General features: G+C 72.3%; 25 protein-coding genes and 3 pseudogenes. 10 read left to right on the top strand and 18 right to left on the bottom strand.

Features of this window, described 5'->3' with window-relative positions:
* Positions 1–2: 2 nt before the first annotated feature.
* A complete protein-coding gene (locus AC067N_RS24435) occupies positions 3–758 on the bottom strand; it encodes a response regulator transcription factor (RefSeq protein WP_478681014.1) in 756 nt (251 codons plus the stop codon).
* A 131-nt stretch (positions 759–889) separates the two neighbouring features.
* On the opposite strand from AC067N_RS24435, the pseudogene AC067N_RS24430 reads away from it, so the two are divergent.
* A pseudogene (locus tag AC067N_RS24430) lies at positions 890–1,201 on the top strand (DUF2064 domain-containing protein); the annotation flags it as partial.
* A gap of 394 nt (positions 1,202–1,595) precedes the next feature.
* On the opposite strand, the gene AC067N_RS24425 reads toward AC067N_RS24430, so the two are convergent.
* Together AC067N_RS24425 and AC067N_RS24420 are read right to left on the bottom strand one after the other, a co-directional pair.
* Positions 1,596–2,102, bottom strand: a complete 507-nt coding sequence (locus tag AC067N_RS24425) for a hypothetical protein (RefSeq protein ID WP_478681013.1) — start codon at positions 2,100–2,102, stop codon at positions 1,596–1,598.
* On the bottom strand, positions 2,102–3,364 hold the full coding sequence (locus AC067N_RS24420; RefSeq protein WP_478681012.1) for a molybdopterin-dependent oxidoreductase: 1,263 nt from the start codon (positions 3,362–3,364) through the stop codon (positions 2,102–2,104). Before AC067N_RS24420 ends, AC067N_RS24425 begins: the two co-directional genes overlap by 1 nt.
* Positions 3,365–3,581: 217 nt before the next feature.
* Here AC067N_RS24420 and AC067N_RS24415 point away from each other — a divergent pair.
* A pseudogene (locus AC067N_RS24415) lies at positions 3,582–3,973 on the top strand (hypothetical protein); the annotation flags it as partial.
* Between the two features lie 82 nt (positions 3,974–4,055).
* Here AC067N_RS24415 and AC067N_RS24410 read toward each other — a convergent pair.
* On the bottom strand, positions 4,056–4,643 hold the full coding sequence (locus tag AC067N_RS24410; RefSeq protein WP_478681011.1) for a rhodanese-like domain-containing protein: 588 nt from the start codon (positions 4,641–4,643) through the stop codon (positions 4,056–4,058).
* Between the two features lie 81 nt (positions 4,644–4,724).
* Between AC067N_RS24410 and AC067N_RS24405 the strand changes: the two genes are divergently transcribed.
* Complete coding sequence (locus AC067N_RS24405; protein ID WP_478681028.1) at positions 4,725–5,012, top strand: metal-sensitive transcriptional regulator; 288 nt, start codon at positions 4,725–4,727, stop codon at positions 5,010–5,012.
* 19 nt (positions 5,013–5,031) lie between these two features.
* Here AC067N_RS24405 and AC067N_RS24400 read toward each other — a convergent pair whose 3' ends face one another.
* From AC067N_RS24400 to AC067N_RS24390, 3 genes are read right to left on the bottom strand one after another with little or no spacing between them, the layout of a single operon-like run.
* Complete coding sequence (locus tag AC067N_RS24400) at positions 5,032–5,778, bottom strand: sulfite exporter TauE/SafE family protein (RefSeq protein WP_478681010.1); 747 nt, start codon at positions 5,776–5,778, stop codon at positions 5,032–5,034.
* A complete protein-coding gene (locus AC067N_RS24395; RefSeq protein WP_478681009.1) occupies positions 5,775–6,155 on the bottom strand; it encodes a rhodanese-like domain-containing protein in 381 nt (126 codons plus the stop codon). Before AC067N_RS24395 ends, AC067N_RS24400 begins: the two co-directional genes overlap by 4 nt.
* 59 nt (positions 6,156–6,214) lie before the next feature.
* On the bottom strand, positions 6,215–7,576 hold the full coding sequence (locus AC067N_RS24390) for an MBL fold metallo-hydrolase (protein WP_478681008.1): 1,362 nt from the start codon (positions 7,574–7,576) through the stop codon (positions 6,215–6,217).
* Between the two features lie 171 nt (positions 7,577–7,747).
* On the opposite strand from AC067N_RS24390, the gene AC067N_RS24385 reads away from it, so the two are divergent.
* Positions 7,748–8,152 (top strand): DUF302 domain-containing protein, encoded by a 405-nt coding sequence (locus tag AC067N_RS24385; RefSeq protein ID WP_478681007.1) that lies wholly within the window; start codon positions 7,748–7,750, stop codon positions 8,150–8,152.
* Positions 8,153–8,255: 103 nt separating this feature from the next.
* On the opposite strand, the gene AC067N_RS24380 is transcribed toward AC067N_RS24385, so the two are convergent.
* The 7 genes from AC067N_RS24380 to AC067N_RS24350 all read right to left on the bottom strand — a co-directional run bounded on the left by AC067N_RS24380 (position 8,256) and on the right by AC067N_RS24350 (position 16,164).
* Positions 8,256–9,365 carry an SPFH domain-containing protein gene (locus tag AC067N_RS24380; RefSeq protein WP_478681006.1) on the bottom strand — a complete coding sequence of 370 codons (1,110 nt, stop codon included), beginning with the start codon at positions 9,363–9,365 and terminating at the stop codon, positions 8,256–8,258.
* Positions 9,366–9,394: 29 nt separating this feature from the next.
* Complete coding sequence (locus AC067N_RS24375) at positions 9,395–9,832, bottom strand: NfeD family protein (protein WP_478681005.1); 438 nt, start codon at positions 9,830–9,832, stop codon at positions 9,395–9,397.
* A gap of 152 nt (positions 9,833–9,984) precedes the next feature.
* The gene (locus tag AC067N_RS24370; RefSeq protein WP_478681004.1) at positions 9,985–10,869 is read right to left on the bottom strand and encodes a potassium channel family protein; all 885 of its coding nucleotides are present in this window, start codon (positions 10,867–10,869) and stop codon (positions 9,985–9,987) included.
* A gap of 413 nt (positions 10,870–11,282) precedes the next feature.
* Positions 11,283–12,719 carry a GH1 family beta-glucosidase gene (locus AC067N_RS24365; protein ID WP_478681003.1) on the bottom strand — a complete coding sequence of 479 codons (1,437 nt, stop codon included), beginning with the start codon at positions 12,717–12,719 and terminating at the stop codon, positions 11,283–11,285.
* A gap of 116 nt (positions 12,720–12,835) precedes the next feature.
* Positions 12,836–13,759, bottom strand: coding sequence for a carbohydrate ABC transporter permease (locus AC067N_RS24360; protein WP_478681002.1), 924 nt, complete (start codon positions 13,757–13,759; stop codon positions 12,836–12,838).
* A 12-nt stretch (positions 13,760–13,771) separates the two neighbouring features.
* Positions 13,772–14,758 carry a carbohydrate ABC transporter permease gene (locus AC067N_RS24355; RefSeq protein ID WP_478681001.1) on the bottom strand — a complete coding sequence of 329 codons (987 nt, stop codon included), beginning with the start codon at positions 14,756–14,758 and terminating at the stop codon, positions 13,772–13,774.
* Positions 14,759–14,853: 95 nt separating this feature from the next.
* Entirely contained in the window at positions 14,854–16,164 is a 1,311-nt protein-coding gene (locus AC067N_RS24350) for an ABC transporter substrate-binding protein (RefSeq protein ID WP_478681000.1), read from the bottom strand.
* Between the two features lie 316 nt (positions 16,165–16,480).
* Between AC067N_RS24350 and AC067N_RS24345 the strand changes: the two genes are divergently transcribed.
* From AC067N_RS24345 to AC067N_RS24335, 3 genes and pseudogenes are all read left to right on the top strand, one after another.
* Positions 16,481–17,494, top strand: a complete 1,014-nt coding sequence (locus AC067N_RS24345) for a LacI family DNA-binding transcriptional regulator (protein WP_478680999.1) — start codon at positions 16,481–16,483, stop codon at positions 17,492–17,494.
* Between the two features lie 462 nt (positions 17,495–17,956).
* Positions 17,957–18,477, top strand: a pseudogene (locus AC067N_RS24340) (universal stress protein); the annotation flags it as partial.
* Between the two features lie 242 nt (positions 18,478–18,719).
* On the top strand, positions 18,720–19,394 hold the full coding sequence (locus AC067N_RS24335; RefSeq protein WP_478680998.1) for a lytic polysaccharide monooxygenase auxiliary activity family 9 protein: 675 nt from the start codon (positions 18,720–18,722) through the stop codon (positions 19,392–19,394).
* Positions 19,395–19,569: 175 nt separating this feature from the next.
* Here the strand turns inward: AC067N_RS24335 and AC067N_RS24330 are convergent, their stop codons facing one another.
* Together AC067N_RS24330 and AC067N_RS24325 are read right to left on the bottom strand one after the other, a co-directional pair.
* Positions 19,570–20,061 carry a GNAT family N-acetyltransferase gene (locus AC067N_RS24330; protein WP_478680997.1) on the bottom strand — a complete coding sequence of 164 codons (492 nt, stop codon included), beginning with the start codon at positions 20,059–20,061 and terminating at the stop codon, positions 19,570–19,572.
* Between the two features lie 147 nt (positions 20,062–20,208).
* Entirely contained in the window at positions 20,209–21,174 is a 966-nt protein-coding gene (locus AC067N_RS24325) for a pirin family protein (RefSeq protein ID WP_478680996.1), read from the bottom strand.
* 247 nt (positions 21,175–21,421) lie between these two features.
* Here AC067N_RS24325 and AC067N_RS24320 point away from each other — a divergent pair, with 247 nt between their 5' ends.
* Positions 21,422–21,769 (top strand): tetratricopeptide repeat protein, encoded by a 348-nt coding sequence (locus AC067N_RS24320; protein WP_478680995.1) that lies wholly within the window; start codon positions 21,422–21,424, stop codon positions 21,767–21,769.
* A gap of 93 nt (positions 21,770–21,862) precedes the next feature.
* Here AC067N_RS24320 and AC067N_RS24315 read toward each other — a convergent pair whose 3' ends face one another.
* Positions 21,863–23,305, bottom strand: coding sequence for a PepSY-associated TM helix domain-containing protein (locus AC067N_RS24315; RefSeq protein WP_478680994.1), 1,443 nt, complete (start codon positions 23,303–23,305; stop codon positions 21,863–21,865).
* A 183-nt stretch (positions 23,306–23,488) separates the two neighbouring features.
* Between AC067N_RS24315 and AC067N_RS24310 the strand changes: the two genes are divergently transcribed.
* Entirely contained in the window at positions 23,489–24,145 is a 657-nt protein-coding gene (locus AC067N_RS24310) for a peptide deformylase (protein WP_478680993.1), read from the top strand.
* A gap of 22 nt (positions 24,146–24,167) precedes the next feature.
* Here AC067N_RS24310 and AC067N_RS24305 read toward each other — a convergent pair whose 3' ends face one another.
* A complete protein-coding gene (locus AC067N_RS24305; protein ID WP_478680992.1) occupies positions 24,168–25,625 on the bottom strand; it encodes a dihydrolipoyl dehydrogenase family protein in 1,458 nt (485 codons plus the stop codon).
* Positions 25,626–25,753: 128 nt separating this feature from the next.
* On the opposite strand from AC067N_RS24305, the gene trxA reads away from it, so the two are divergent.
* Complete coding sequence (gene trxA / locus AC067N_RS24300; protein ID WP_478680991.1) at positions 25,754–26,140, top strand: thioredoxin; 387 nt, start codon at positions 25,754–25,756, stop codon at positions 26,138–26,140.
* Positions 26,141–26,149 lie beyond the last annotated feature (9 nt).

Genomic DNA, 26,149 nt, shown 5'->3' with positions numbered 1-26,149 from the left:
CGTCAGTCCTTCCGGCCTTCGGAGGGGGCGTGCCGTCCTTCGCCGTCGACCGGCGTACGGGCGGCGTCGAAGCGGTAGCCGACGCCCCACACCGTCTGGATCAACCGCGGCCGCGCCGGATCGTCCTCGATCTTGCCGCGCAGTCGGCGGACGTGGACGGTGACCGTGGACAGGTCGCCGAAGTCCCAGCCCCACACCTCGCGCATCAGGTCCTCGCGGCTGTGGGCGCGGCCCGGGTTGCGGAGGAAGAAGGCAAGAAGATCGAACTCTCTTAGCGTCAGCGCGAGTTCGGTGCCGTCGCGAGTGGCGCGTCGGGCGGCCGGGTCCAGGCGGAGACCGGCGTGGTCCAGGAGGCGGGCGCCGGGGGCGGGCCGTGCGCGGCGCAGCACGGACTCGACGCGCAGGACCAGTTCGCGCGGGCTGAACGGCTTGGTCACGTAGTCATCGGCGCCGACCTCCAGCCCCAGGATGCGGTCGTCCTCGTCGCCGCGCGCCGTGAGCATGATGACCGGGACCGGACCACGCGCCCTCAGCAGACGGCACACCTCAAGGCCGTCCATGCCGGGCAGCATCAGGTCCAGCACGACCAGGTCCGGCCGGTGGGCGGCGGCGTGGGCCAGCGCGGCCGGACCGTCACCGGCGCGGTCCACGGTGTAGCCGGCACGGTCGAGGTATCCGGAGACGACCTCGGCGACCGTGGGGTCGTCGTCCACCACCAGGACGCGCGCGGCCGCCGGTCCGCTCGGTTGCTGTTCCATGCGGTCAGCCTCGCACCTCGCCGGGCGTTCCGACCGCCCGACCGCAGGAGGGGCCGCGGACGTCCGCGTTTCGTAAGAAGGCGGCAGCCGTTATGCGCATTTCGTCCTCGTAGGGTGAGAGGTGTGAGTACCTCTCCCCCGCCCTGCTGACCGTGGGCCTCGAGGACCGCGACGCGTCCTTCGGTCCGGCCGAGGACGGCGGCTTCTGGGCCCTCGGGCCGGCCCGGCCGGACCCCGCGCTGCTGCTCGGGGTGCCCATGTCGACGTCCGTCACCGGCGCGGTCCAGCGCGCCCGGCTGGTCGCCGCCGGGCTGCGGGTCCGCGACCTGCCGGTCCTCAGGGATGTCGACACGGCCGGCGACGCCGAAGCCGTCGCCGCCGTCGCGCCGCACAGCCGGTTCGCCGCGGAGCTGGCCCGGCTGCGAGCGGTCAGCGGCCGATGAGCGGGCACGGGCAGCACACCATGCGGCGGCCGGCCTGGTCCTCGGCCCCCTACTCCGACGCCCTGCGCACCGGTCGGGGCCCCTCTTCCCGCGCCCCGGCGGCGGCTGGATGCCGCCCCTGGAGGTGGAGCGGTGGTGCGCCGGTGCCGACGCGGCGGACCCGCCCTCCGCGCCGGCTGTCCGAACTGCTCTGCCCCGGGGGCCTGTTGATCTCCGAGACGGTGCCGATGGATGTGGACGAGCGTGCCGTGGTCCGCCTGGTGAGCGGCGCCGGGCCCGACACCGGCACCGGCACCGGCACCGGCACCGGCACCCAGGCCGCGTTCCCCTGGGCGCGGCTCGGTACACCGGCGCTGCTGCGGCACGCCCGCCCACTCGGCCGGCGCACCGTCGATCAGCGGACGGCGGGCGGCCGCTCCTTCGTCGCCCTGCGCGCCCGCAGCGCCGACACACCGAGCAGCAGGGCCGAACCGCCGAACAGCAGGGCCGTGATCAGCAGCCAGCGGCCGAGGTAGCCGCTCGCCGGCATCCCGGTGGCGGACTCGTAGCGGTCCGCCACCCGTCCGCTGATCAGTGGGAACCACACCAGCAGGAGCAGCCCGGACAAGGCGGCGGGCACCCGCACGTACGCGGCCCTCCCCCACCGCCTTGAGGGCTGTCCGGACGGCGCCTCCGCCCGGTGGCCGGCCCCGTCCGCCACCCGGACGAGCGCACGGTCGACGGCCGCGTACAGCGGCAGCAGGACGAGATCGTGCACCAGCGCCGCCCCCACGAACCACAGCGCGACGCCGAACCAGTCGTCCGCGAACAGCCGCACGCCCGCGTACCCGGCGAGCGCGAACGAGCACGCCAGGAGCAGCAACTGGAAGGGGCTGCCCAGGGGCAGCCGGTACGTGGCCATCACAGGTCTCCGAACGTCATCCGGGCCACCCACTTGGTGTTGAGGACACCGGGCGCGGCGGGCACGATGATCCGCGCCGGGTAGCCGTGGTCCGGGGACAGCCGCTCGCCGTTCACGTCCAGGGCGAGCAGGGATCGAGGGTCGCGGACCTGGTTGGCGCGCAGGGCGGCTCGACGGAAGGCGCCGCGCCGCTGCAGGGACTCCACCAGGACGTCGGGGGCGGTCCCGGGCTCGTGTCCGACGAGTGCGGCGAGGTCCCGCAGCCGTACGCCCCGCCACCACTGGTCGGAGGTGGACCAGCCCTCGACACAGGCGATGGGCAGTGCGGCACTGTGCAGGGGCAGTTCGAGCAGTTCGGCGCGGCTCAGGCGGACGGTCCCCGCAGGCCCGGTGACGGCCAGTCGCCATGCCTCGTCGCTCGTCTCCGCCGCGCTGATGCCTCTCGACGCGGCCGTCTTGTTGATCTGAAAGCCGTTCGGCCCGCTGCCCGGCTCGCCGCCGCCGTGCGGGGCGAGGAGGGCCGTGCGCCGCAGCGGGCCGTCGAAGCTCTGCCCCGCGGTCGTCCCGAGCAGCAGCAGCGATCCGCCCCCGACCAGCCAGACGGCACCGCGCCGCGACACGGTGGGCTCGGCCGGGTTCGGGGACACCAGCGAGGGCTCCTCCCGCGACACCGGAGGCGGAGTGTTCTCCCCTTCGCCCGCCCGCAGCCGGCGCAGGTTGCGCAGGGCCGTCGGCGCCCTCAGCGCCACATGGACCGCGAACGCCGCGAAGAACACCCACGCCCCGTAGAAGTGCAGGGGGTAGAAGGAGCCGGGAAAGACATAGTCCAGCTGGATGTTGAGCACACCGGTCAGGAACTCGAACAGCACTCCGCCGACCAGCAGGAGCAGCGAGATCCGCTCCAGCGCGTGGGCGACGGACCGCGCCGGGGGCAGCTGGAACAGCCTCGGCACCACCGACCACAGCTTGGCCAGCAGCACGGGGACGAGCGCGATCCCCAGCGTGACGTGGACGCCCTGGGTGAGCCGGTACAGCCAGTGCGGGTCCGTCGGCCAGGGGAACAGATAGAAGCCGAGGACGCCCTTGTCCGGGGTCTTGTCGTTGACCGGCGACAGGCCCGGGTTGTAGGCGGCGTACGACAGCAGGCCCGTCACGAACAGCACCGTGATCCCGGCGAGGAGGACCACGCCGAGGACGGAGGTGAACCAGGGGCCGCGCAGCGGGCTGCGCCAGAAGGCGGGCGAGGAAGGAGACCGTTCCATGCCCCAGACGCTAGGCCCGAAGGACCCGGTGAGAGGGTGCGCGACTCATGACAAAACGCTGACGTCCGCGCCTGTCGAGCGGGCACCGGCCCCCTCCGGCCTGACGTCTCGGAGCGTGAACCGCGATCTCCGCCGCGACCTGTACGCCGTCACCGCCGCCGCGCTTCTCGTCGTGACGGCCGCGCCGGCCGGCATCGCGATCAAGCGCGCCGAGGACGTCCTGGGCCACCCGCCGGGGGCCACCCTCACCTCGTCCTCCTCGACCGGATCGGTCTGGGCGGCGGGCCTGGGCGGGCGTCTTCGTCATCGCCGTGGGGGCGAGCACCGCGACCGCGGTCCTCGTCACGGTCCGCGCACTCACCGGCGAGGCCCCGGCACGCCGCGCAGCGCCGTTCCCCCCGCCGACCCCGGCCGGCGGTCCGGGCCGGCACGTCGGCGGACGGGTACTTCGCGGCGGTCGCCGCCCGGGCCGTGGCGTTCCTCGCCCTGGCGGTGACCGGGCACCGGCCGCGGACGGCCGGCTTCCTCGCCGGGCTGCTCTTCGGCCTGACCCTCTATCTGTCGTACGGCCTCACCCTCTTCGCCGTGATGGCCGCCGCCGTCCTGCTCCGACGCGCACCAGCCCTTTGGTGCCGGCTGAACAGGTCCGGTCCGTCTCAGCGGAACGACGGCGGCCACGGTCGACGCGGCCTCAGCGGCTGCGCAGCGCGGCCAGCGTGTCGTCGAGATCGGCCGTGCGAAGACGGTTGTGCGGCAGCTTGCCGAGCACGACCGCCATGCCGCACGTGTCGGTGAGGGCGGAGAAGACCAGGCCACCGGCCACACCGGCCGAGAGCAGCAGCAGGGCGGGATGCATGAGCAGGCCGAGGACCAGACCGAGCAGCACCAGGGCGCCGGCGGTGAACCGGACCTGGCGTTCCATGCTCCAGCCGGCCCGCGTGTCACAGGCCGCCGGGGTGTGCAGCTCGTGCCCGTCTGCGGACCAGGCGCCGGTGCCGCCCGCGAGGGTCGCCGTGGTGATGCCCTGCTCGGCCAGGAGTCTGCAGGCGTTCGCGGAACGGGCACCGGAGGCGCACACGACGAGAACGTCCCCGCCCTCGGCGGCGTGCCGTATCTCCGGCAGTGCCTGCCGGATGTGGTCCAGGGGGATGTTGAGGGCGCCGGGCAGGTGGCCGGAAGCGTATTCGGCCGGCGTGCGCACATCGATGACGGTCAGCTCGTGCAACCGGGTGCGGGCCTGGTCGATGCCGAGCGCGACGGGAGCGGGGGTGTTGGTCATGACAGGTGTGATCCTTGGTGGTCGACGGCGTCCCGAACCGGGACGTACAGTACCCCTGGGGGTATTTATGGAGGAGTGATCGTGGAACTGGAGCTTGAGGGCACGGAACTGAAAGCCGTGCTGAATCGCCTGCGCCGGGCGCAGGGTCAGATCTCGGGCGTGATCCGGATGATCGAGGAGGGACGAGACTGCGAGGATGTCGTCACGCAGCTCGCCGCCGCATCCCGTGCGCTGGACCGGGCCGGTTTCGCGATCATCGCGACGGGCCTCCAGCGGTGTGTGACCGACATGGAGTCCGGCCGCCGTGACGGCGAGGACCCGGAGGGGATGCGCGCCCGTCTGGAGAAGCTGTTTCTGTCTCTGGCCTGATCATGCGCCGCGGCCCGCCTCACGCCACCGCGTCGATCAGCATGAGGGCCGCCACGGCGAGCAGCACCAGGGCGAAGATCCGCTGGAGCGTGGACCCGGAGACCTTCGCCGACAGCCGCTTGCCGTCCCAGGCGCCGAGGATCGCGGCCCCGATGAACGGTCCGACGACGGCCCAGTCCAGCCCCTGGACCGTACCGGCGCGCGTGGCCAGCGCGGCCAGCGAGTTGACGGTGATGACGAGCAGGCTGGTGCCGACCGCGTTGCGCATACGCATGCCCAGCACGCCCACCAGCGCCGGTACGGCGAGGAAGCCGCCGCCGACCCCGAGGACGCCGGTGATCGCGCCCAGCCCGGCGCCCGTCGCCGCGGCCCGCCCAGGCCGCACCCGCGCGGTGCCCTCCGCGGCCGGCCGGGAGCGCAGCATACGCAGGGCGGCCGCTCCCGCGACCACGGCGAAGCCCGCCGTCAGCACGGCCTCAGGGACACGGGCGGCCAGCGCGCCGCCGAGCATCGCGGGGCCGATCCCGGCCGCCGCGAACAGCAGTCCCGTGCGCCATCGCACATGCCCGTCGCGGGCGTGCGCGACCAGCGCGGTGACCGAGGTGAGGGTGACGATGACCAGACTGGCGGTCGTCGCCCCCACCGGGCTGAAGCCGAGCAGGTAGATGAGCGCGGGTACGGCCAGGACGCTGCCGCCGCCTCCGAGCGCTCCGAGCGCCAGGCCGATCACGGCCCCGGCGGCCAGGGCGAGTACGAGAGTGCTCACGCTATCGTCCCGCTCCCGCCGTGCGCGTCCACCACCGGCAGCCCGGCTCCCGCCCAGTCGCGCATGCCGCCCGTCACGTCGACGGCCTGCGCGCCGCGGGCCGCGAGGAGTTCCGCGGCCCGACGGGAGCGGTTGCCGGAACGGCAGATCACGATCAGGGGCCGCTCCCGCGCTTCCGGGGGCAGCTCCGCCCCGGCGGTCAGTGCCGACAGCGGCAGGTGCACGGCTCGGGGGGCGTGCCCGGCCCGCCACTCGTACGATTCGCGCACATCCAGCAGTACGGCCTCTCCACCGCCACCGGCATGGCCGGTACGCACGGCAGCCTGCTGCACGGTCACGCGCCCCGGGCCGCCCGTGCCTCGCCGGAAGATACTCATCCTGGGTTCTCGCTCCTGTTTCGTGTGTCGGTGCGGATGGTCGGCGCATGCCCGCGCCGTCAGGCGGTCCGGACGACCAGCCCCGCCTTCTCGGCCCCGTCGAAGGAGTCGTCGACGGCGACCACCGCACGACCGGCGGCGTCCAGCAGGGAAGCGGCGATGGCGGCGCGCATCCCGCCCGCGCAGTGCACCCACACCTCGCCCTCGGGAACCTCCGCGAGGCGGCGGTGCAGGGTGTGGACCGGGATGTGGACCGAACCCTCGACGAACCCGTCGGCGCGCTCCGACGCCCGGCGTACGTCCAGGACGACCACGTCCGCGGACCGCCCGGCGAGATCGGCGAACGTGGCCCGCGGGAAGGAGGCCGGGGCCTCGCCCTCACGCAGCCACCGGGCCGGCCCGCCCGTGGCCGCGGCGGCCGGACGATCGATGCCCACCCGTACCAGTTCCCGCTGAGCGGCGGCCAGTTGAGCCGGCGACTCGGCAAGCAGGGTGATCGGCTTGCCCCAGGGGATCAGCCACGCCAGATACGTGGCGAGCTGCCCCTGCGCCTCGAAGTTGAACGAGCCCGCGACATGCCCCTCGGCGAAGGCGACCCGGTTGCGCAGATCGACCACCCACTCCCCCGCGGCCAGACGCGCGGCGATCTCGTCGGCGTCGGCGACGGCGGGCGGGGTCAGGTCGACGGGGTCGGGTCCGGCGGCGTTGGCCGGCCCCATGTGCGCGTAGTAGGCGGGGATGTCGTCCAGGCCCGCCAGCAGGTCGGCGACGAAGTCGTCCACGTCCCGGGTGAGAGCCTCGTTGGAGACCTTCTCCTTGCCGATGGTGGTGTCGCCGCCCTCGGTCTGGGCGGACGAGCAGAAGCTGCCGAAGCCGTGGGTGGGCAGCACGGCCGTCTCGTCGGGCAGCACCGCCGCCAGCCGGCGGGCGGAGGCGTGCTGGGCGCGGGCGAGGCCCTCGGTCAGCCGAGGCTCCACCAGATCGGGGCGGCCGACCGTTCCGATGAGCAGGGAGCCGCCGGTGAAGACCGCGATCGCGGCGCCGTTCTCCTCCAGTACGTAGGAGGTGTGGTGCGGGGTGTGTCCGGGCGTGGCCAGTGCGCGCAGGGTCAGCCCCGCCGCCGAGTCGATCTCCGTCCGGTCGCCCTCATGGACGGGTACACGCTCGAACGCGACCTTGGCCGCGGCGGGGACCAGGTAGACGGCGCCCGTGAGCCGGGCCAGCTCCAGGCCGCCGCTGACGTAGTCGTTGTGGACGTGCGTCTCGACGACATGCGAGATCCGCACCCCCCGCCGTGCCGCCGCTGCGACCACCTGGTCGATGTCGCGGGGCGGGTCGACCGCCACGGCCGTCCGCTCACCGCCGGCGAGGTAGCTGCGGTTGCCCAGCCCGGCCAGCTCGATCGTGTCGACGAAGAACACGAGGTACTCCCTTCCGTTGAGATTTACCCCAGGGGGTATGCTTACGAAGGTAGCACGAATACCCCTGGGGGTATTCCCGGGGTCAAGGGGCGCCCCGGAGACGCCCCACGAGTACCTCGCACACGACCGGACACCCGTCCCCCGCCCGAGCTGCCGAGAAGAGCCCACGCCATGCGCTACGACCGCACCGTCCGCCTCGACGCCGACTTCGCCACCGCGGCGGCCCGCACCCGCGACGCCCTCGCCGCCCAGGGTTTCGGAATCCTCACCGAGATCGACGTCGCCGCCACCCTGAAGACCAAGCTCGACCACGACATGGAGGACTACGTCATCCTCGGCGCCTGCAACCCGCCCCTCGCCCACCGCGCCCTGGACACCGACCGCTCCATCGGTCTGCTGCTGCCGTGCAACGTGGTCGTCCGCCGCGAGGGAAACCACACGGTGGTGCAGGCCCTCGACCCGAACACGATGGTCGCCCTCACCGAACTCGACGCCCTGCGCCCGGTCGCGGAGGAGGCCGCCCGCCGCCTCGACGCCGCCCTGGCCTCACTCACAGCGGCGGACACGAGCGACTGACCCGGCCATTCAGACACCCGTGACGCGGCCCCGACCGACGTGGTGTGTGCTGCCGCTCACCGCCCGCCCACGTGCCGCGTCGAACGCGGCAACCGGGGCGGGCTCAGTCGTCGGACGTCCGTGACCGGCGCGGCACCTGGGGCGACTTCGCGGCCTCGGCCTCCGCCTTGGCGTCGCTCACGGCCGCGGCGGCCTGCTTGCCGGCCTCGTCCGCGGCCGCGGCGGCGTCGAGGGAAGCGGCGGAGCCCGCCTCGAGCTGCGGAACCCGGAACTCGTCCGCGGTGCCGTGGGCGTCGGCGGTGGCCGCTTCCTCCGGCTGTCCGGGGGCGGGAGGACCCGCCGTCGGCTGGTCGCCGAACGCTCGGGTGACGGTCCGGACCGCCTCGGTCAGCTCTCCGGGGATCACCCAGAAGGTGTTGTTGTCGCTGCTCGCCAGGTGCGGGAGGGTCTCGAGGTACTTGTAGGCCAGGACCTTGGGGTCGGCGTTGTTGCGATGGACGGCCTGGAAGACCAGCTCCACCGCCTTGGCCTCGCCGTCCGCTCGGAGGATCATGGCCTGTTGCGCGCCCTGGGCCTCCAGGATGTCCTTCTGCTTGGTGCCCTCCGCGGTGAGGATCTTGGCTTGCCGCTCCCCCTCGGCGTGCAGGATGGCCGCGCGCTTGTCGCGCTCGGCCCGCATCTGCTTCTCCATCGCCTCCTTGATGGTGTGCGGTGGATCGATGGCCTTGATCTCGACGCGGTTGACCCGGATGCCCCACTTGCCGGTGGCATCGTCGAGGACGGCCCGGAGCCGGGAGTTGATCTCCTCGCGCGAGGTGAGCGTCTCCTCCAGGTCCATGCTGCCGATGACGTTGCGCAGGGTGGTCACGGTGAGCTGGTCGATCGCCTGGAGGTAGTCGGCGACCTCGTACGCCGCGGCCCGCGGATCGGTGATCTGGTAGTAGAGGACGGTGTCGATGTTCACCACGAGGTTGTCCTCGGTGATCACCGGTCTTGGGTCGGACGAATAGACCTGCTCACGCACGTCGAGCTTGGTGTTGATGCGGTCCGCCACGGGCACGACCAGGTTCAGTCCGGGTTGCAGCGTCCGGCGGTACCGGCCGAACCGCTCGACGTTGTAGCGGCGCGCCTGGGGGACGATCCGCACGCTGGAGGCCACGAGGAAGACGACGACGAGGATCGCCACGAGGAGGGGGATGACGACGGGATCCACAGTGCCTCCGTTGAGGTGTGTTCAGCCGTTCACGGAAGGAGTTCGCGGGGGTAGACGATGGCCGTGGCACCCTCGATCTCCATGACGTCCACCCACGCTCCCACCGGGATGACGAGGGTCTCGTCGAGGGCGCGGGCGGACCATTCCTCGCCGGAGAGTTTGATCAGGCCACGGGTCGCGGTGACCTCCTGCATGACCTCGGCCCGCTTGCCGATCAGCGCGTCACTGCCGTCTCGCACGAGAGGTTGCCGCGCCATGTGCCGCAACGCGACGGGGCGGATGAGGAGGAGGCCCGCCGCGGCAGCCGCGGCGAGGGCCACGAGCTGGCCGAGAAGGCCGATGCCCACGCCGGCGACCACGGCGGCGACCACCGCGGCACCCGCCAGCAGTCCGAAGACCAGTGTCAGGGTGAAGAACTCGGCGGCACCCAGCGCCGCGGCAGCGAGGAGCCAGAGGAACCACGGCATCGAATCGCCCTCCTTGAGGGGCCTGCTCCACCAAGCTACCTCCCGGAACAACGGGCAGACAGACGCCGCGACGATGCTTTCCCGTCCCGCGGGACACCCCCCGTGACATCCGCGCACGCGCGTCCCGCCCGGCGGTCCGGCGGTCCGCCGCTTCATGCCCTCCGGGGGCCCGCGCCGTGGCCGTGGTCCGCCGCGTACGCGATGATCACGCGGCCGGTGCTTCCACGGGTGTGAAGGAAGCGGTCGTCGAGGATCACGGCGAGGTCGTCGAGGGCGGTACGCAGGATGGCGCCCGCGAGGCGGACGTCCGGGTGGGCGGCGGCCGCGGCCTGTTCCGACAGGGCGACGGCGTGGCCGAGCTGGACCGGCAGCGAGGTGTGGTCGTCGACGTCGTAGAAGTAGTACGACTCCGGGTACTGCATGAAGTCCACCGAGACGACCGAGACCGCGGCGGCGAGCCCGTCCAGTAGCGCGGCGCCCCCGTCCGAGTCGAGAGCTGCCGCCGGGACCTCGCTGCGCCGCAGGTGGGACAGGCGAAGGGCGAGGGATCTGCGCCTGGCCAGGGCGGGGTAGATGCCGAGGATCCACGCCACGGTCGCCGACAGCAGGGCGAACCCCGCCAGGGCCTCGACCGGGGCGAGGACTCTCAGCCAGCCGGCGGTCGGAGCGATGTCGCCGAGGCCCAGGGTGGCCAGCATCACCAGGGACACATAGAGAGCGTCGAACGGGCCGGCGTGTTCGCCGGGTGAGAGACCGGCGGCGTACGAGAAGTACTCGGGCATGTGCGGCCAGTACACGAGCGCCCATCCCACGGCCATGGTCGAGGCCCATACGGCGACCACGGCGACCATTCCCAGCGGTCCGGTCAATCCCGCGGGCCGGTGCCGCAGCACCACGTGAGCGGACAGCCGCCAGATGAACGTCATCACCAGCCGGCTGAGCCCGCCGTGTCGGGTGGGATGCCACAGGGTGTGGAACACGTCCCGCAGAGCAGCGAGGACGAGGAGGGCGCCCGCCGCCGTCGCGAGCCATGTCATCGGGCGGCCTGCCCCCGCCCCCGTGCACGTCGAGCGGGCTCCGGCGGCCGGACAACGGCCGCCTCACGGGTGATGGGTTCTCGGAACATCACGGTCCGCAGTGTGCCACGCTCCGCCCCTCGCCGAGTGGCCGCCGTGGTGCCAACACGCGGGGGGTGGCTCGGGAGCCGGCAGCCGGTCCCGGGGTACCCCTTCACCCCGCCGAACCGTGTCCCTTCCGTCCGGTCGCGACGGCCGGCCCCGGCGCCAGGGCGTCGAAGCCGCCACCGTCCACCACCGGACCATGGCGGCCTGAAGCGCACCAGGGCGCCGGTACGGGGCCGCCCCCCCGCCCGCGCTCCTAGCGGCGGCCGGGGGCTGTCCCTCGGTATGGCACACCACGCGGGGATGCCGTGCGTGCCGGACCCGCCCGGTCAGGCGCCGGGCAGTACGCCGGTACGGGCGACCTCGGCGTACCAGCGGGCGCTCGCCTTGGGGATGCGGGTGCCGGTCGGGTAGTCGACGTACACGGCGCCGAAGCGCTTGCTGTAGCCGTGGGCCCACTCGAAGTTGTCCAGCAGGGACCACAGGAAGTAGCCGCGCACGTCCGCGCCGTCCAGGATCGCCTGGTGGACGGCGGCCAGATGGCCGCGCACGTAGGCGATCCGGGCGGGGTCGTTGACCTGGCCGGCCGGGTCGGCGTAGTCGTCGAAGGCGGCACCGTTCTCGGTGATGACCAGCGGCAGCCCGGGGAAGTCGGCGGACAGGCGGCGCAGCAGGTCGTACAGCCCGGTGGGGTCGACGGCCCAGCCCATGGCGGTGGTCTCGCCGGGCGGCTGGTGGAAGGCGACCCGGTCGGCTCCCGGCCAGGGGCTGTGGGCGCTTTTGCCGTGTCCGTCGGAGGTGTGGGTGCCGCTGCCGTCGGACTCGGAGACCACGGTGGGGCTGTAGTAGTTGACGCCGAGGAAGTCCAGCGGCTGGTGGATGTGCCGCAGGTCGCCGTCCTGGACGAAGGACCAGTCGGTCAGCTCGGCGGTGTCCTTGAACAGGTCCTCCGGGTAGGCGCCGTTCAGCATCGGGCCGGTGAAGACCCGGTTGGCGAGGGCGTCGATCCGGCGGACCGCGTCGGCGTCGCCGTCCGAGGCGGTGAGCGGGCGCACGTGATGGATGTTGAGCGTGACCGAGACCTGCGCGTCGCGCAGACGGTCGCGCAGCGCCTGGACGGCCAGGCCGTGGCCCAGGTTGAGGTGGTGGGCGGCACGCAGGGCGGCGACCGGGTCGGTGCGGCCGGGGGCGTGCACGCCGGAGCCGTAGCCCAGGAAGGAGCTGCACCAGGGCTCGTTGAGCGTGGTCCAGGTCTTCACCCGGTCGCCGAGGGCGTCCGCCGCGAGGGCCGCGTACTCGGCGAACCACTCCGCCGTGGCCCGCTCGGGCCAGCCGCCCGCGTCCTCCAGCTCCTGGGGCAGGTCCCAGTGGTAGAGGGTGGCCACGGGCTGGATGTTCTTCTCCAGCAGCCCGTCGACCAGGCGCCGGTAGAAGTCCAGGCCCTTCTGCACGGCCGGGCCGCGGCCGGTGGGCTGGATCCGGGGCCAGGCGAGGGAGAAGCGGTAGGCGCCCAGACCGAGTTCGGCCATCAGGGCGACGTCCTCGCTCCAGCGGTGGTAGTGGTCGGTGGCGACGTCACCGGTGTCGCCGTTGCGGACCCGGCCGGGGGTACGGGCGTAGGTGTCCCAGATGGACGGCGTACGGCCGTCCTCCGCTGCCGCCCCCTCGATCTGGTAGGAGGCGGTCGCGGAGCCCCAGAGGAAACCCCGGGGGAAGGTGCGGGCGGCGTCCGGGGCGGACGGGCTCTGCTGTGCTGCGGTGACCACGTAAGTCCTTTCGGGGGGCGGGGTGGTGAGGTGGGTGGCGCCGGGCGCGGTGGGCTCCGGTGCGCCCCGGGCTGGGCGAGGGGCGGGGGCCTGTTCGTGGGCCGCGCGGAGGCGGGTCAGCCCTTGACCGCGCCCGCCATGATTCCGCTGACGATCTGGCGGCCGAAGACGATGAACATCGCCAGCAGCGGCAGGGTGCCCAGCAGCGCGCCGGCCATGATCAGCGACTGGTCGCGGACATAGCCCGCGCTGAGCTGGGTGAGGGCGACGGGGACGGTCGGATTGGTCATGTCGAGGACCACGAACGGCCAGAAGAAGTCGTTCCAGGCGTGCACGAACGTGATCATGAACAGGACGGCCATCGCGGGCCGGGCGACGGGCAGCACGATGCTCCAGAAGATCCGCAGCGAGTGGGCCCCGTCCACGCGTCCGGCCTCGACGAGTTCGTCCGGCAGCGCCTCCGACAGGTACTGCCGCATGAAGAAGACCCCCACCGCACTCACCAGCGTCGGGAAGATGACGGCGGGCAGCTGCTGGGACCAGCCCAGCTCGGCCATCATCATGAAAAGCGGTACGACACCGAGCTGCGGCGGCACCAGCATCGTGCCGATCACCAGCATGAGCAGGACGTTGCGGCCCTTGAACCGCAGCTTGGCGAAGGCGAACCCGGCGAGCGTGGCGAACATGACCGTGGACAGGGCGATCACCCCGGCCACGATGAGGCTGTTGATCATGGCCTTGCCCATCGCCGCCTCGTCCCAGGCCCGGGCGAGGTTGCCGAACAGGTTCGGGCCGGGCAGGAAGGGCGGCGGTGTCTGGCTGACCCGGGTGTTGTCGGTGGAGGCCGCCACCATCGTCCAGTACAACGGGAAGATCGACAGCAGCGCCATGACGGCGAGCAGCACATAGGCCAGGGGGCCGGCGTGGTGCTGGCGGCCCGCGCGCTGGCGCAGCAGCCGGCGGCCTCCGCGGCCGGCGGGCTGGTCGGCGGATGTCCGGGCCGCGGTGCCGGTCCGGACCGGGAGACTTTGAGTGGTCATGATGACTCCAGGTCAGGACGCTCGGGCGCGCAGGCGCTTGACGAGGCGCTGCACGAGGAAGGCGAGGACGAGCAGCAGGAACATCACCCAGGCGACGGTCGCCGAGCGGCCCATCTGGTAGTTCTTCCAGCCCTCCTCGTACAGCAGCAGACCCAGCGTCTGGTACTGGTTGTCCGCGCCGCCGCTGATGCCGTTCGGGCCCTGGCCGAAGATCAGCGGTTCGCCGAACAGCTGGGTGGCGCCGATCGTGGAGAGCACGATGGTGAAGACGATGGTGGAGCGGATCCCGGGGACCGTGACGTGGGTGAACTGCTTCCAGCGGGAGGCGCCGTCCAGGGAGGCCGCCTCGTAGCGGTCGGCGGGGATGGCCTGCATCGCGGCCAGGTAGAGCAGCGCGTTGTAGCCGGTCCAGCGCCAGATGACGATGGTGGAGATCGCGATCTGGGCGGGCCACTTGCCCCCCTCCCAGTCCAGGGGGTCGATCCCCACCGTGCCGAGCGCCCAGTTGATCATGCCGAAGTCACGCTCGAAGATCATCGTGAAGACGAGGGCGGCGGCGGCGACCGAGGTGGCGTAGGGGACCAGGGAGGCGACGCGGAAGAACAGCGAGAACCGCATGCGGTAGTTGAGCAGGTGCGCCAGCCCCAGGGCCATCAGCAGTTGCGGCACCGTGGAGATGACACCGATGGTGATCGTGTTCTGCAGCGCGTTCCAGAACCGGGAATCACCCCACAGCTCCACGTAGTTGTCGAACGCCACCCACTCCATGACGTCGAGGGTGGCCAGCTCCACGTCGTGCAGCGAGATCCACGACGTGTAGAGCAGGGGGTAGAAACTGAACGCGGCGAAGACCACGAAGAACGGCGCGACGAACGCGTACGGGGCGCCCCTGAGGTCGAGGCGGTGCAGAAGCGCGCCGTGCCGACGGGCCGGGGCCTTGTCCGGGGAGTGCCCGGCGGGCCCGTCCCCGGCCGGGGCCTTGGTGGTGGAGGTGGCCACCGGAAGATCCTTCCTGAGAGCGGATGGGTGAGCCGGCCGTCCGGGCCCGCCGCCGAAAGGCGGGCCCGAAACGGCCGCGGCCGGGCGGACCGGGGTCAGCCCACCGCCTTCTCGATGCGCTCCGCGGTGGTCTTCCACGCCTTGTCCCGCGCGGTGCCCTGCTGCTCGATCAGGGTGAGTCCCTGCGAGAAGGTGTCCTTGATCGTGCCGTCCTTGCGGCCGAGGACCTGCTTGTCCGGTATCTCCTGGGCGGCGGCGCCGAAGATCTCGCCGATCGGCGCGTCACCGAAGTACGCCGACTTGGCGCTCTTCACGTCGGCGCTCTCCAGCGCCTTCCGCGAGGACGGGATGTTGCCGATCTCCTTGAAGATGTGGGCCTGCTGCTCCGGCGCGGTCAGCCAGGCGACGAGCTTCTTGGCCTCCTCCTTCACCGGGCTCTGCTCGATCACGCCGAGGAAGGAGCCGCCCCAGTTGGCGCCCTTGGGGGCCTTGGCCACGTCCCACTTGCCCTTGTTCGCCGCACCGGCCTTCTCGCTGATGTGGCTGAGCATCCACGCGGGGCACACGGCCGTGGCGAAGGTGCCGTTGGCCAGACCGGGGTCCCAACCGGGCTGGAACTGGCGCAGCTTGGCGGTCAGACCGTCCTCCGCGGCGTCCGCGGCGAGGTTCCACGCCTGCTTGACGGCGGGGTTGGAGTCGTAGATCAGCTCGCCCTGCTCGTCGTAGTACTGCTCGGGGTAGCCGTAGACCATGGCGTTGAACAGGCCGCTGGCCGCGTCCATGTAGGCGACGCCGTCGCCCTTGAAGTCCTTCTTGAAGGTGCGGCCGACGTCGACGTACTTCTTCCAGTCGCCCTCCCAGAGCGCCGCGACCTCGTCGCGGTCGGTGGGCAGGCCCGCCTTCTCGAAGTAGTCCTTGCGGTAACAGACGGCCATCGGGCCGATGTCGGTGCCCAGGCCCAGCACCTTGCCGTCCCCGGTGCTGATCTGGGACTGCTTCCACGGCAGGAAGTGGTCGGTGCCCGGCATCCCCGCGAAGTCGGCGAACCTGGAGGCCTGCGTCTCGGTGATCTCCTTGGCACGCCCGATCTCGATGCCCTGGATGTCCTTCAGGCCCTTGCCTGCGGCGAGCCTGGTCTGCAGCGCGGTGTAGTAGGTCTGCTCGTCACCGGCGATCTCGGCCTTGATGTCGACGTCGGGGTTCTCCTTCTCGTACTGCTCGAGAAGGCCCGTCTCCTTGATGCCCATCACCCCGAACAGGCCCATGGTGATGGTGACCTTGCCGTCCTTCTTGCCCCCGCCGGTGACCGAGTCGTCGCTGCCGCCGCAGCCGACGACGAGCGTCAGCGCGCCGACGGCCGCGACCGTCGCCACCGCCTTTCTGTGCGACCAACCGAAAGTGCCCATGGATCTCCTCCTAGCGGCGGCGCCGGCACATCGGAGTGACGCGTTCTGCGATGGCTGCAGCGATGCCGGACAGCGGCTCTGACAGATGACGGTGGGAACGTGCCCAATTCGAGGTGGGTACGTTCCCACCGCGCATCGAAGACTCGTCGGAGCAGGGCGGCTCTGTCAATGACTTGAACGCAACTCGTCCTGGCGCGGCCCGGGTGCGGCCGGCCCCCCGGCATCCCGGCATGCCGTGCCGACGGCCGGGTCTGCAAGAATTGCCGCAGGTCACCTCCGCGGCAGGCACGGCCGCGCGACGCCGAGGGGGAAGCGCATGTCCGGCAACCGCCGCCCAACGATCAAAACGGTCGCCGCCCGCGCCGGTGTGGGTCGCACCACCGTCTCCCGTGTCGTCAACGGCTCTGACCTCGTCAGCGCCGACGCCCGCGCCAGGGTCCTCGCGGCGATCAAGGAACTGAACTACGTGCCCAACTCGGTCGCCCGCGGCCTGGTCACCAACCGCACCAACGCCGTTGCCCTGGTGATCCCGGAGTCCGAGAGCCGGCTCGGATCGGAGCCCTTCTTCGCCGCGCTCATCCGCGGCGTCAGCGGCGCCCTCGCCGACAGCCGCACCCAACTGCAGCTGATGCTCGTCCGCGACCAGGCCGAACGCGACCAGCTGACCGAGTCGGTGGCCACCCGCCGCGTGGACGGCGTCCTCCTGGTCTCCGTGCACTCCACGGACCGACTGCCCGGCATGCTCGAGGAGATGGGCCTGCCGACCGTGCTCGCCGGCCGCCGCGACGCCGGCGAGCAACTGAGCTACGTGAACGCCGACAACGCCGGCGGCGCCACCGCGGCGGTGCGGCACCTGCTGGAACGCGGCCGGCGGCGCGTGGCCACCATCACCGGCCCCCTGGACATGGACGTCAGCCGCAGCCGGCTCGCCGGCTGGCACACCGCACACCGCGAAGCGAACGTCCCCGCAAGCGAGTTGCTCGTCGAGGAAGGGGACTTCACCGAGGAGAGCGGCATTCGCGCGATGCGTTCGCTTCTTGAACGCGCCCCTGACCTCGACGCGGTCTTCGCGGCCTCGGACCTCATGGCCGTCGGCGCCCTCACCGAACTGAAGCGGCAGAAGCGGCAGGTGCCGCGCGACGTCGCCGTCGCCGGGTTCGAGGACTCCGTCCTCGCCCGCCACACCAACCCGCCGCTGACCACGGTGCGCCAGCCCGTCGAGGAACTCGGACGTACGATGGTCCGCATCCTCACCGACATCACCCGGCACGGGGCGCCCCGGCGGCAGGTCACGCTGCCGACCGAGCTGGTGGTGCGCGAGTCCACCTGACGGTCCGACGCGTTCAGTGCGGCAGGTCCGCAGGGCGGCAGGCTCCCCGCAGGGCGGCCCACGGGCCCACCGCGCCCTTCGCCCGCTCCCGCACCGGTTCGCTGCAGGGAACGCGGACGGGACGAGTGCGGGCGTGATCGCTTTCCACCTGCTGTCCGAAGCCGAGGGCTGGCTGCTGCGGGGGGCTCCTGGGCGGGAAACAGGCCCTCGACTCGGCCGCCGCGGGCACCGCTCCCGCCGAGTTCACGGTGGACTGGACCACCTCCATGGGGGTAGGGCGTCCGGTGACGGTCTCCACGTCCGCACTCGGCACCGGGCCCGTGCTCTGCGGCGTCACTGGATCCCCCGCCTGCGGGAGGACCTGGACCGGGTCGGCCTGGCCCGGGGGCAGGCCGAGCACGAGGATGGTGTCCGGCGGCGCCGGGCTGCCGGCTGGTTCCGCCCACGGGCCCGCGGGAGAACGGGTTCGTCGGGCTTCTGGTGGGGTCGACGGCGGTGCATCTGGCGGCGCACGGCCGGTGTCCCGTCCTGGTGGTGCGCGAGCCCCCGAGGAGCGACGGACCGATCGTGCTGGGTGTGGACGGCTCGGCGGCGGGCGAGCGGGGGTCGCCTTCGTCGAGGCGGAGCTGCGGAAGACGCCGCTGGTGGCCTTGCACGCCTGGACGACGTGGAACGCGCCGCAGCCCGCACCGCAGGACGCGTCGATGCCGTACGCGAACCCTCCGGGAGCCCTCGCCGAGGAACGACGTCTGACGCACGAGGCGCTCACCGGCCGTCAGGAGCGCTTCCCGGGTGTGGCTGTGGAGCACGAGGTGGTGCACGGCAGGACGCGGGAGGCGTTGATCGAGGCCGGCCGGACTGCCCAGCTTGTCGTGGTCGGCGCCCCGGGTCGCGGCGGCTTCGGCGGGCTACTGCCGGGATCGGTCAGCCAGGCCCTGCTGCATCGCGCGCTCTGCCCCACCGCGGTGGTGCGGGGTGGGGACACGCACCGCTGGCACCCCTCCGGTGAGGCGTGGCCGCGCGATGGAACGTCAGCCGCGTGTCCGTCTTCCCGCCAAGGATCAACCCTTCCCGCGAACATTTCCGGCTCCCGGTTCACGGCGGATTCCCTGCCCACCGCCCATTCCCGCAATCAACTCAGTCGGCTTCATTGACATCTCGCCCGGAAGACCTAACTGTGGGAGCGCTCCCAAATCAGCTATGCGCAATTGGAAGGAGTCCCCCCATGCGCAACAAGAGCCCGTTGACCGGGCGTTCGCGGGCGTCCCTCCGCCGGCCTCTCCAAGCGCTCGTCATGCTGTTCGCCGTGGTCGTCGGCGCCCTCGCCTGGTCGACCCCCGCCCAGGCCCACGGCACCGTCGTCGGCCCCGCCACCCGCGCGTACCAGTGCTGGAAGACGTGGGGAAACAACCACACCAACCCGGCCATGCAGACCCAGGACCCCATGTGCTGGCAGGCCTTCCAGGCAAACTCCGACACCATGTGGAACTGGATGAGCGCGCTCCGCGACGGCCTCGGAGGCCAGTTCCAGGCGCGGACCCCCGACGGGACACTCTGCAGCAACAACCTCTCGAGGAACGCCAGCCTGGACAAGCCCGGAGCGTGGAAGACCACCACCATCGGCAACAACTTCTCGGTCCAGCTGTACGACCAGGCGTCCCACGGTGCCGACTACTTCAAGGTCTACGTGAGCAAGCAGGGCTTCAACCCCAAGACCCAGACCCTGGGCTGGGGCAACCTCGACTTCATCACGCAGACCGGCCGCTTCGCCCCGGCGCAGAACATCACGTTCCCCGTCCAGACCTCCGGGTACACCGGACACCACATCGTGTTCGTGATCTGGCAGGCCTCGCACCTCGACCAGGCCTACATGTGGTGCAGCGACGTGAACTTCGGCTGAGCAGCGAAGCACCGCCCACGGCACCGGTTTCCGCCGGGCGCGGGTAGCCCGCCGACCGAGCCCCGTCGGGGCAGGGTCCCATTGGGTCACCCTGCCCCGAACGGGTGCGGCGGCACCCGCGTGCCGGTCGCCGTCGGCGCCTGAGCCGCGGCCCGGCAGCACGTCCCCGTTCCGGTCACGGCCCCGAAGGAATGCGAAACTCGAACTCGGGACGGTCCCACGGCACGGCGGGCGGGTTCGCGAGCGCGGTCCCGGTCCGCATCGCACCGGCACGGTGGTAGAAGCCCTCGGCGGGACGATGCGAGACGACCCTGACCCTGTCGAGGCCGGCGGCACGGGCCTCGGACTGCATGTGCGCGACGAGCAGGAGGCCGATACCCCTTCCTTGCACATCGTCAGCGACGAACAGCAGGTCGAGCTCCGGTGGGGCGAGGACGAGCGAGTAGAACCCGAGGACCCGGGCTCCATGCTCGTCGGCGCCGACGGCTACGAAGGCGCGGTGGGCCTCGATGTAGTCAGGACCGACCCGGTAGCCCGCGACCGCGGCTGCGTACTTGCCCTCGTAGGCGCTTGAGCCACGCACGAGCCGCGTGAGCCGTTTGGCGTCCCGCGCGACGGCCCTCCGTATCGTGATCGGCCCACTGCTCGGGGAAGTACGCGAACTCATCGGGAGAGTATTTCGCACCGGAGAGTACCTTCGTGCGGCGGGTCGGCCGCGCGGACGGGATTCCCGCACCGCTCCCGGGAACGGCCTGCCCCGGCACCCGGCAGCACGTCACCCACCCGGCACCGGATGATCAGTCATTTCCGCAGGTCAACGGGCCCTCCCTCGCGGCTTCAGAGGTGTCGGCGGCAGCTCGGGGGCCGGCAGCGGAGCCCCGTCGTACCCTTTCACCTCCCCGAACCGTGTCCCTTCCATCCAGTCGCGGCGGGCCTGTTCGATCTCCTCCTGCGACCGGCCGATCCAGTTCCAGAACATGATCAGCTCCTCCTCGAAGGGCTCACCGCCGAGGAGCATGAGGGAGGCGTCGGAGTCGGCGCGGAGGGGGAGTTCGGTGCGGCCGCAGCCGAGGTAGAGCATGGAGCCGGGGAGGACCGGAACCCCGTCCACGTGGGCCTCGCCCGACATGGAGAGGACCGCGTACTCGAAGTCGGGTTCCACGGGCAGGCGCAGATCGGCACCCCGGGTGAGCGTGAGGTCGGCGCCGACGATCGGCGTGAACGTCGTGCCGGGCGACGTGGCGCCGTCGAGCGAGCCCAGGATGAGCGTGGCCTCCAGGCCGGGCGCGGTGACGACCGGCAGGTCGGCGTGGTGCTCGAAGCGCGGGTCGGTGTGCCGGTGCCCGTCCGGCAGGGCGACCCACAGCTGGGCACCGTGCAGGAAACGGGCGTGCGGCCTGGGGCTCTCCTCGGAGTGGCTGATGGCCCGCCCGGAGGTCATCAGCCCCAGCTCACGCGGGCGGATCGTCTGCAGGCTGCCCGTGGAGTCGCGGTGCAGCACCTCGCCCTGGTGCAGCCAGCTGACGGTCTGCAGGCCCATGTGCGGGTGCGGCGGCACCTGCATACCGGGCTCGTCCGCGATGTCGTCCGGCCCGTAGTGGTCGACGAACGCCCAGGCAGCCACCATGCGGCGCCCCAGGTTCGGCAGCAGGCGCCGTACTTCCGTGGACTCGCCGAGTTGCACACGGCGGGGGCTCAGCAGTTCCCGCACGGGTTCCGCGACGACGAATCCCCGGCCGCCGCACACACTCGGCACGGCCTGACGGTCAAGATTGCTCATACCGCTCAACCTAGCCCCCGGTCGGCCACTCCGTCAGACCGACCGCCTCCCGCCCCCGGCCGGCAGCCTCCCGCAGGTCCGCACCTCCCCGCCCCGAGGCCCGTCCCTGCCCGCACCCCGCCCGTCACACCGCGGTCCCGGAGCTCGCGGCCCTGCGTGACCGGTCGCCCCGGCGGCCCCCGCACCCCACGGGGACGGTGGAATACCCGACCGGACCGGTGGGTTGTGGGCGTCGAAGGAGGTCACAGTGGACACGACGTACTACGACCACGGGACACCGGCGGAGCGCTGGGAGCGCGCCCGGATGTTCTTCGACGCCGAGGAGTACGCGGCCGCCGCGCGCGTCCTCAGCGCGCTGGTCGAGGAGGTGCCGGAGCAGACCGGCCCCCGGCTGCTGCTGGCCCGCGCCTACTACCACTCCGCCCAACTGCGGCGCACTGAGGCCGAGTTGCGCGTTCTCGTCGAGCGTGACCCGGTGGAGCACTACGCCCGGCTGCTGCTGGGCCGCACCCTGCAACGGCAGGCCCGGCACGACGAGGCGGAGTCGCACCTGAGGATCGCCTCGGCCCTCGCCGGCGACTTCGAGCGGCTGTGAGGGAGAGTCAGCCGGAAGGAGCAGGAGCCTTCGCCGTGCGCCGGGGGGTGTGTCCCGGTCGGGACAAACCCCCCGGCGCTTCCGTACGCCCTGTTACGGCGCTTTCCCCGCACCCTGCTCCACGCCCTGCTTCGCCTCGGTCCGGCCCCCGTACGTCCGCTTGCCCCGGCGGTGGGCGATCTCGCCCAGGACGACGTCCACCACGATGAAGACGGCGAGCGGGATGCCGAGGAGCGGGACGAAGTAGCCGAGGACGGCGACGGCCGCCAGCGCGGGGACGAGGATCTGCGGCGGCACCTGCTGCCAGGCGCCGCGCGGGATCGGGCGGCCGAAGGCGGAGGCCCGGCCGCGCTGCCACCACATGCGGTAGCCCCACAGGATCAGCAGCACCAGGGAGGCCGCCAGCGCCATCAGGAGCAGCTGGTTGACGAGGCCGAACAGTACGCCGGTGTGAGCGTCGATGCCCCACCGGGTGAGCTTGGCCAGCACGGGGAAGTCGGCGAACCGCAGGGTGTCGGTGACCTCGGCGGTCGCCGGGTCCACGGCCACCGCGTCCTGCTTGGTGGGCCAGCTGCGCTGCACCTGCTTCACGACGTACGCGGACGACGCGTCGGCGGGCGGCACGATCTCCACCGGGTCGCCCAGTCCCTCCGCGCGGGCGGCGGCGAGGATCTTGTCGAGATCGCCCTCGGCGGCGGCCCCTCCCTTCGCCGCGCCGGCGTCATGACCGCCGTGGTCGCCCGCCGCGGCCGAGATGGCCGGGGTGGCCTGGCGCAGTTCGGTGCGCAGGACGTCGATGTTGGCGCCGGCGTACGCCGACCAGGTCAGGCCCGTCGCCGACAGGAAGAAGAACCCGGCGGCGGCCCACACGCCGACCGTGCCGTGCAGGCCCAGGGTGCGGCGCCGGCCGCTGGTGCCGCGCACCTTGCGCTGGGCGCGACGGCGGCCGAACCACAGGACGAGACCGCCGGCCGAGATGACCCACAGCCAGCTGGCGGCGAGTTCGCTGTAGAGGCGGCCGGGCTCACCGAGGTGCAGATTGGCGTGGAACTTGTCGATCCAGGTCCGCAGCGGCAGCGCGCCGGTCGCACCGTACTGCTCCAGCGCCCCGCGCACCTGTGCCGTGTACGGGTCGACGAAGACCGCGAGCGTGTTGTCCTCGTCGACGCCCTCGACGCCGGACAGCATCACCCTGGTCGTCGCGTCGTCCTCGGGCGAGGGGCGTACGGCGGAGACGGTGCCCTCGGGATGCGCCGTGCGGGCAGCGGCCACCTGCCGGGAGATCGGCAGCTTCTCCCCGCCCACCTTCGCGACGGTCGTCTCGTCGGCGTAGACGATCCTCTCGATCTGGAACGAGGCGGCGTACAGCCCGCCCGTCAGGGCGGCGACCAGCAGGAACGGGGCGACCAGGACCCCCGCGTAGAAGTGCAGCCGCAGGACGAGCGGCCGGAGGGAGGCCCAGGCGCTCCTCGTCGCGCCGTCGGGCGTGACGGGTTGACGGGTCTCGTCCGTCTCGGTCGAGGGGGCGATGGTCATCGGCGGTTGCTCCGGGGTACGGGGACGGGGATGTCGTGGCGGTTCAGTAGTCGGAGCGTGAAGGCGCCGAGTTCCCGGAGAATCGTGTGGCGTGGGTCACATGGCCTTTCGGGGGCGGTCGGGGCCCACCGGGCCGGGAGCGCCGCCTCGCGTCGGGGTCGTCCCGCTTGGCATGCTGGCGCGATGGCTTCCGAACGAGAGCGCGCCGAGTCCCGCCCCCTGAGCGACCGGGTCGGGGAACTCCTCGCCCACGAGGGCCCGCTGCCGATCGTGGCCGCGGGCGATCCGGTACTGCGCCGCACGGCCGAGCCCTTCGACGGCCAGCTCGACCCCGGTCTGCTGGCCCGCTTCGTCGCCGCGCTGCGGGCCACCATGCACGCGGCACCGGGTGTCGGTCTCGCCGCACCGCAGGTGGGCGTGCCCCTGCGGATCGCGGTGATCGAGGACCCGGCGCCGGTGCCCGACGAGGTGCGGCTGGCCCGGGGGCGGATCCCGCAGCCGTTCCGTGTCCTGGTCAATCCGTCGTACGAGGCGGCCGGGCCGCACCGGAACGCGTTCTTCGAGGGCTGTCTGAGCGTGCCCGGGTGGCAGGCCGTGGTGGCCCGGCCCGCCCGGGTCCGGCTGCGGGCGCTCGACGAGCGGGGGCGGGCGGTGGACGAGGAGTTCTCCGGGTGGCCCGCCCGTATCGTCCAGCACGAGACGGACCACCTGAACGGCATGCTCTACCTCGACCACGCCGAGCTGCGCTCCCTGTCCTCGAACCAGGCGATGGCCGACCGCTGGAACGACCCCACCCCGGCCCGCGCCGCCCGCGCCCTCGGTTTCCCGCTGCCCGACTGAGGGGTGGGGCAAGCCGGCCGGTTCAGCCCCGGTACGCCTCCAGCAGCCGCAGCCAGATCTCGCTGATCGTCGGGTAGGAGGGAACCGCGTGCCACAGCCGGTCGACGGGGACCTCCCCGGCGACGGCGATCGTGGCCGAGTGGATGAGTTCGCCGACGGCGGGCCCGACGAAGGTGACACCGCGGACGATCTCGCGGTCCAGGTCGACGACCATCCGGGCGCGGCCCCGGTAGCCGTCGGCGTACAGCCCCGCCCCGGCCACGGAGGAGAACTCGACGTCGACGGCTCGGACGCGGTGTCCGGCCTGCTCCGCCTCGGCGAGGGAGAGACCGACGGCCGCGGCCTCGGGGTCGGTGAACACGACCTGCGGAACGGCCCGGTGGTCGGCGGTGGCTGCGTGGGCGCCCCAGGGGTCGCTCTCCAGGATCGGGACACCGGCCGCGCGGGCGGCGATGGCGGCCCCCGCGATCCGTGCCTGGTACTTGCCCTGGTGGGTGAGGAGCGCCCGGTGGTTGGCATCGCCGACCGCGTAGAGCCAGTCGCTGCCGGTGACCCGGAGGCTGTCGTCGACGGGCAGCCAGGAGCCGGGGTCCAGACCGACGGTGTCGAGGCCGATGTCGTCGGTGCGCGGGGCGCGTCCGGTGGCGAAGAGGATCTCGTCGGCCTCCAGGCGGTCCCCGGCGTCGGTGAGCACCACCACGGTGCCGCTCTCGCGGGTCACCGCCGTCAACGACGTGCCGGTGCGGACGTCCGCGCCCGCCTCGGTGAGCGCCTCGGCGACCAGTTCACCGGCGAAGGGTTCCATGCGGGGCAGCAGGCCCTTGCCGCGGACGAGGACGGTGACCTCGGAACCGAGGGCGCGCCAGGCGGTGGCCATCTCGACGGCGACGACACCGCCGCCGACGACGATCAGCCGGCCGGGCACCTGCTTCGCGCTGGTTGCCTCCCGGCTCGTCCACGGCTTCACCCGCTCCAGCCCCGGCAGATCGGGCAGCAGGGCGCGGCTGCCGGTGGAGACCACCACGGCGTGCCGGGCGGTGAGGACCTGCCGTCCGCCGTCGGGGGTGTCGACGACCACCCGGCGGGCCCCGGCCAGCCGCCCGTGGCCGCGGTGGACGACCGCTCCGATGCTCTCCAGCCACGCGACCTGGCCGTCGTCCTTCCAGTCGGACGCCTCGTGGTCGCGGTGGGCGAGCACTTCGGCGGCGTTCAGCGGGCCCTCGACGAGGTGGCGCAGGCCGGGGACGCGGCGGGCGTCGGCCCGGGCGATCGCGGGGCGCAGCAGGGCCTTGCTGGGCATGCACGCCCAGTACGAGCACTCACCGCCCGCGAGTTCGCTCTCCACGACCGCGGTGGACAGGCCGGCCGCGCGGGTGCGGTCGGCGACGTTCTCCCCCACGGGTCCGGCACCGAGCACCACCACGTCGTACCGGGTCCCCGTGGTGTCCTCGTCGTTTTCGGTGTGTTCCGTATCCGTCATGGGGTCAGTCTGGTTGGTGGTGTGCGCCGTGGCCACACGGGTACGCGCGCGGAATACGCCACCGGCGGGGCGCGTTGTCGACAGCGGCTCACCCCGAGTACCGACACCCAGGAAGAGGGATGCACGCCATGAGCAGCACCGTGGAGCTCACCAAGGAGAACTTCGACCAGACGGTCACGGACAACGACTTCGTCCTGATCGACTTCTGGGCGTCCTGGTGCGGGCCGTGCCGTCAGTTCGCGCCGGTCTACGAGAAGGCCGCCGAGGACAACCCGGACCTGGTGTTCGGCAAGGTGGACACCGAGGCGCAGCCGGAGCTGGCCGCGGCCTTCGGTATCCAGTCCATCCCGACGCTGATGATCGTCCGTGACCAGGTCGCCGTGTTCGCGCAGCCGGGCGCGCTGCCCGAGGCCGCGCTGACCGATGTGATCGGGCAGGCCCGCAAGCTGGACATGGACGAGGTCCGCAAGGCCGTCGCGGCCCAGCAGGCGCAGGTCGAGCAGAACGGTCAGTGAACCGGCGGG

It is taken from the genome of Streptomyces sp. NPDC042364 (genome assembly GCF_056437585.1).
This window is presented reverse-complemented; position numbering and strand designations above follow the sequence as displayed.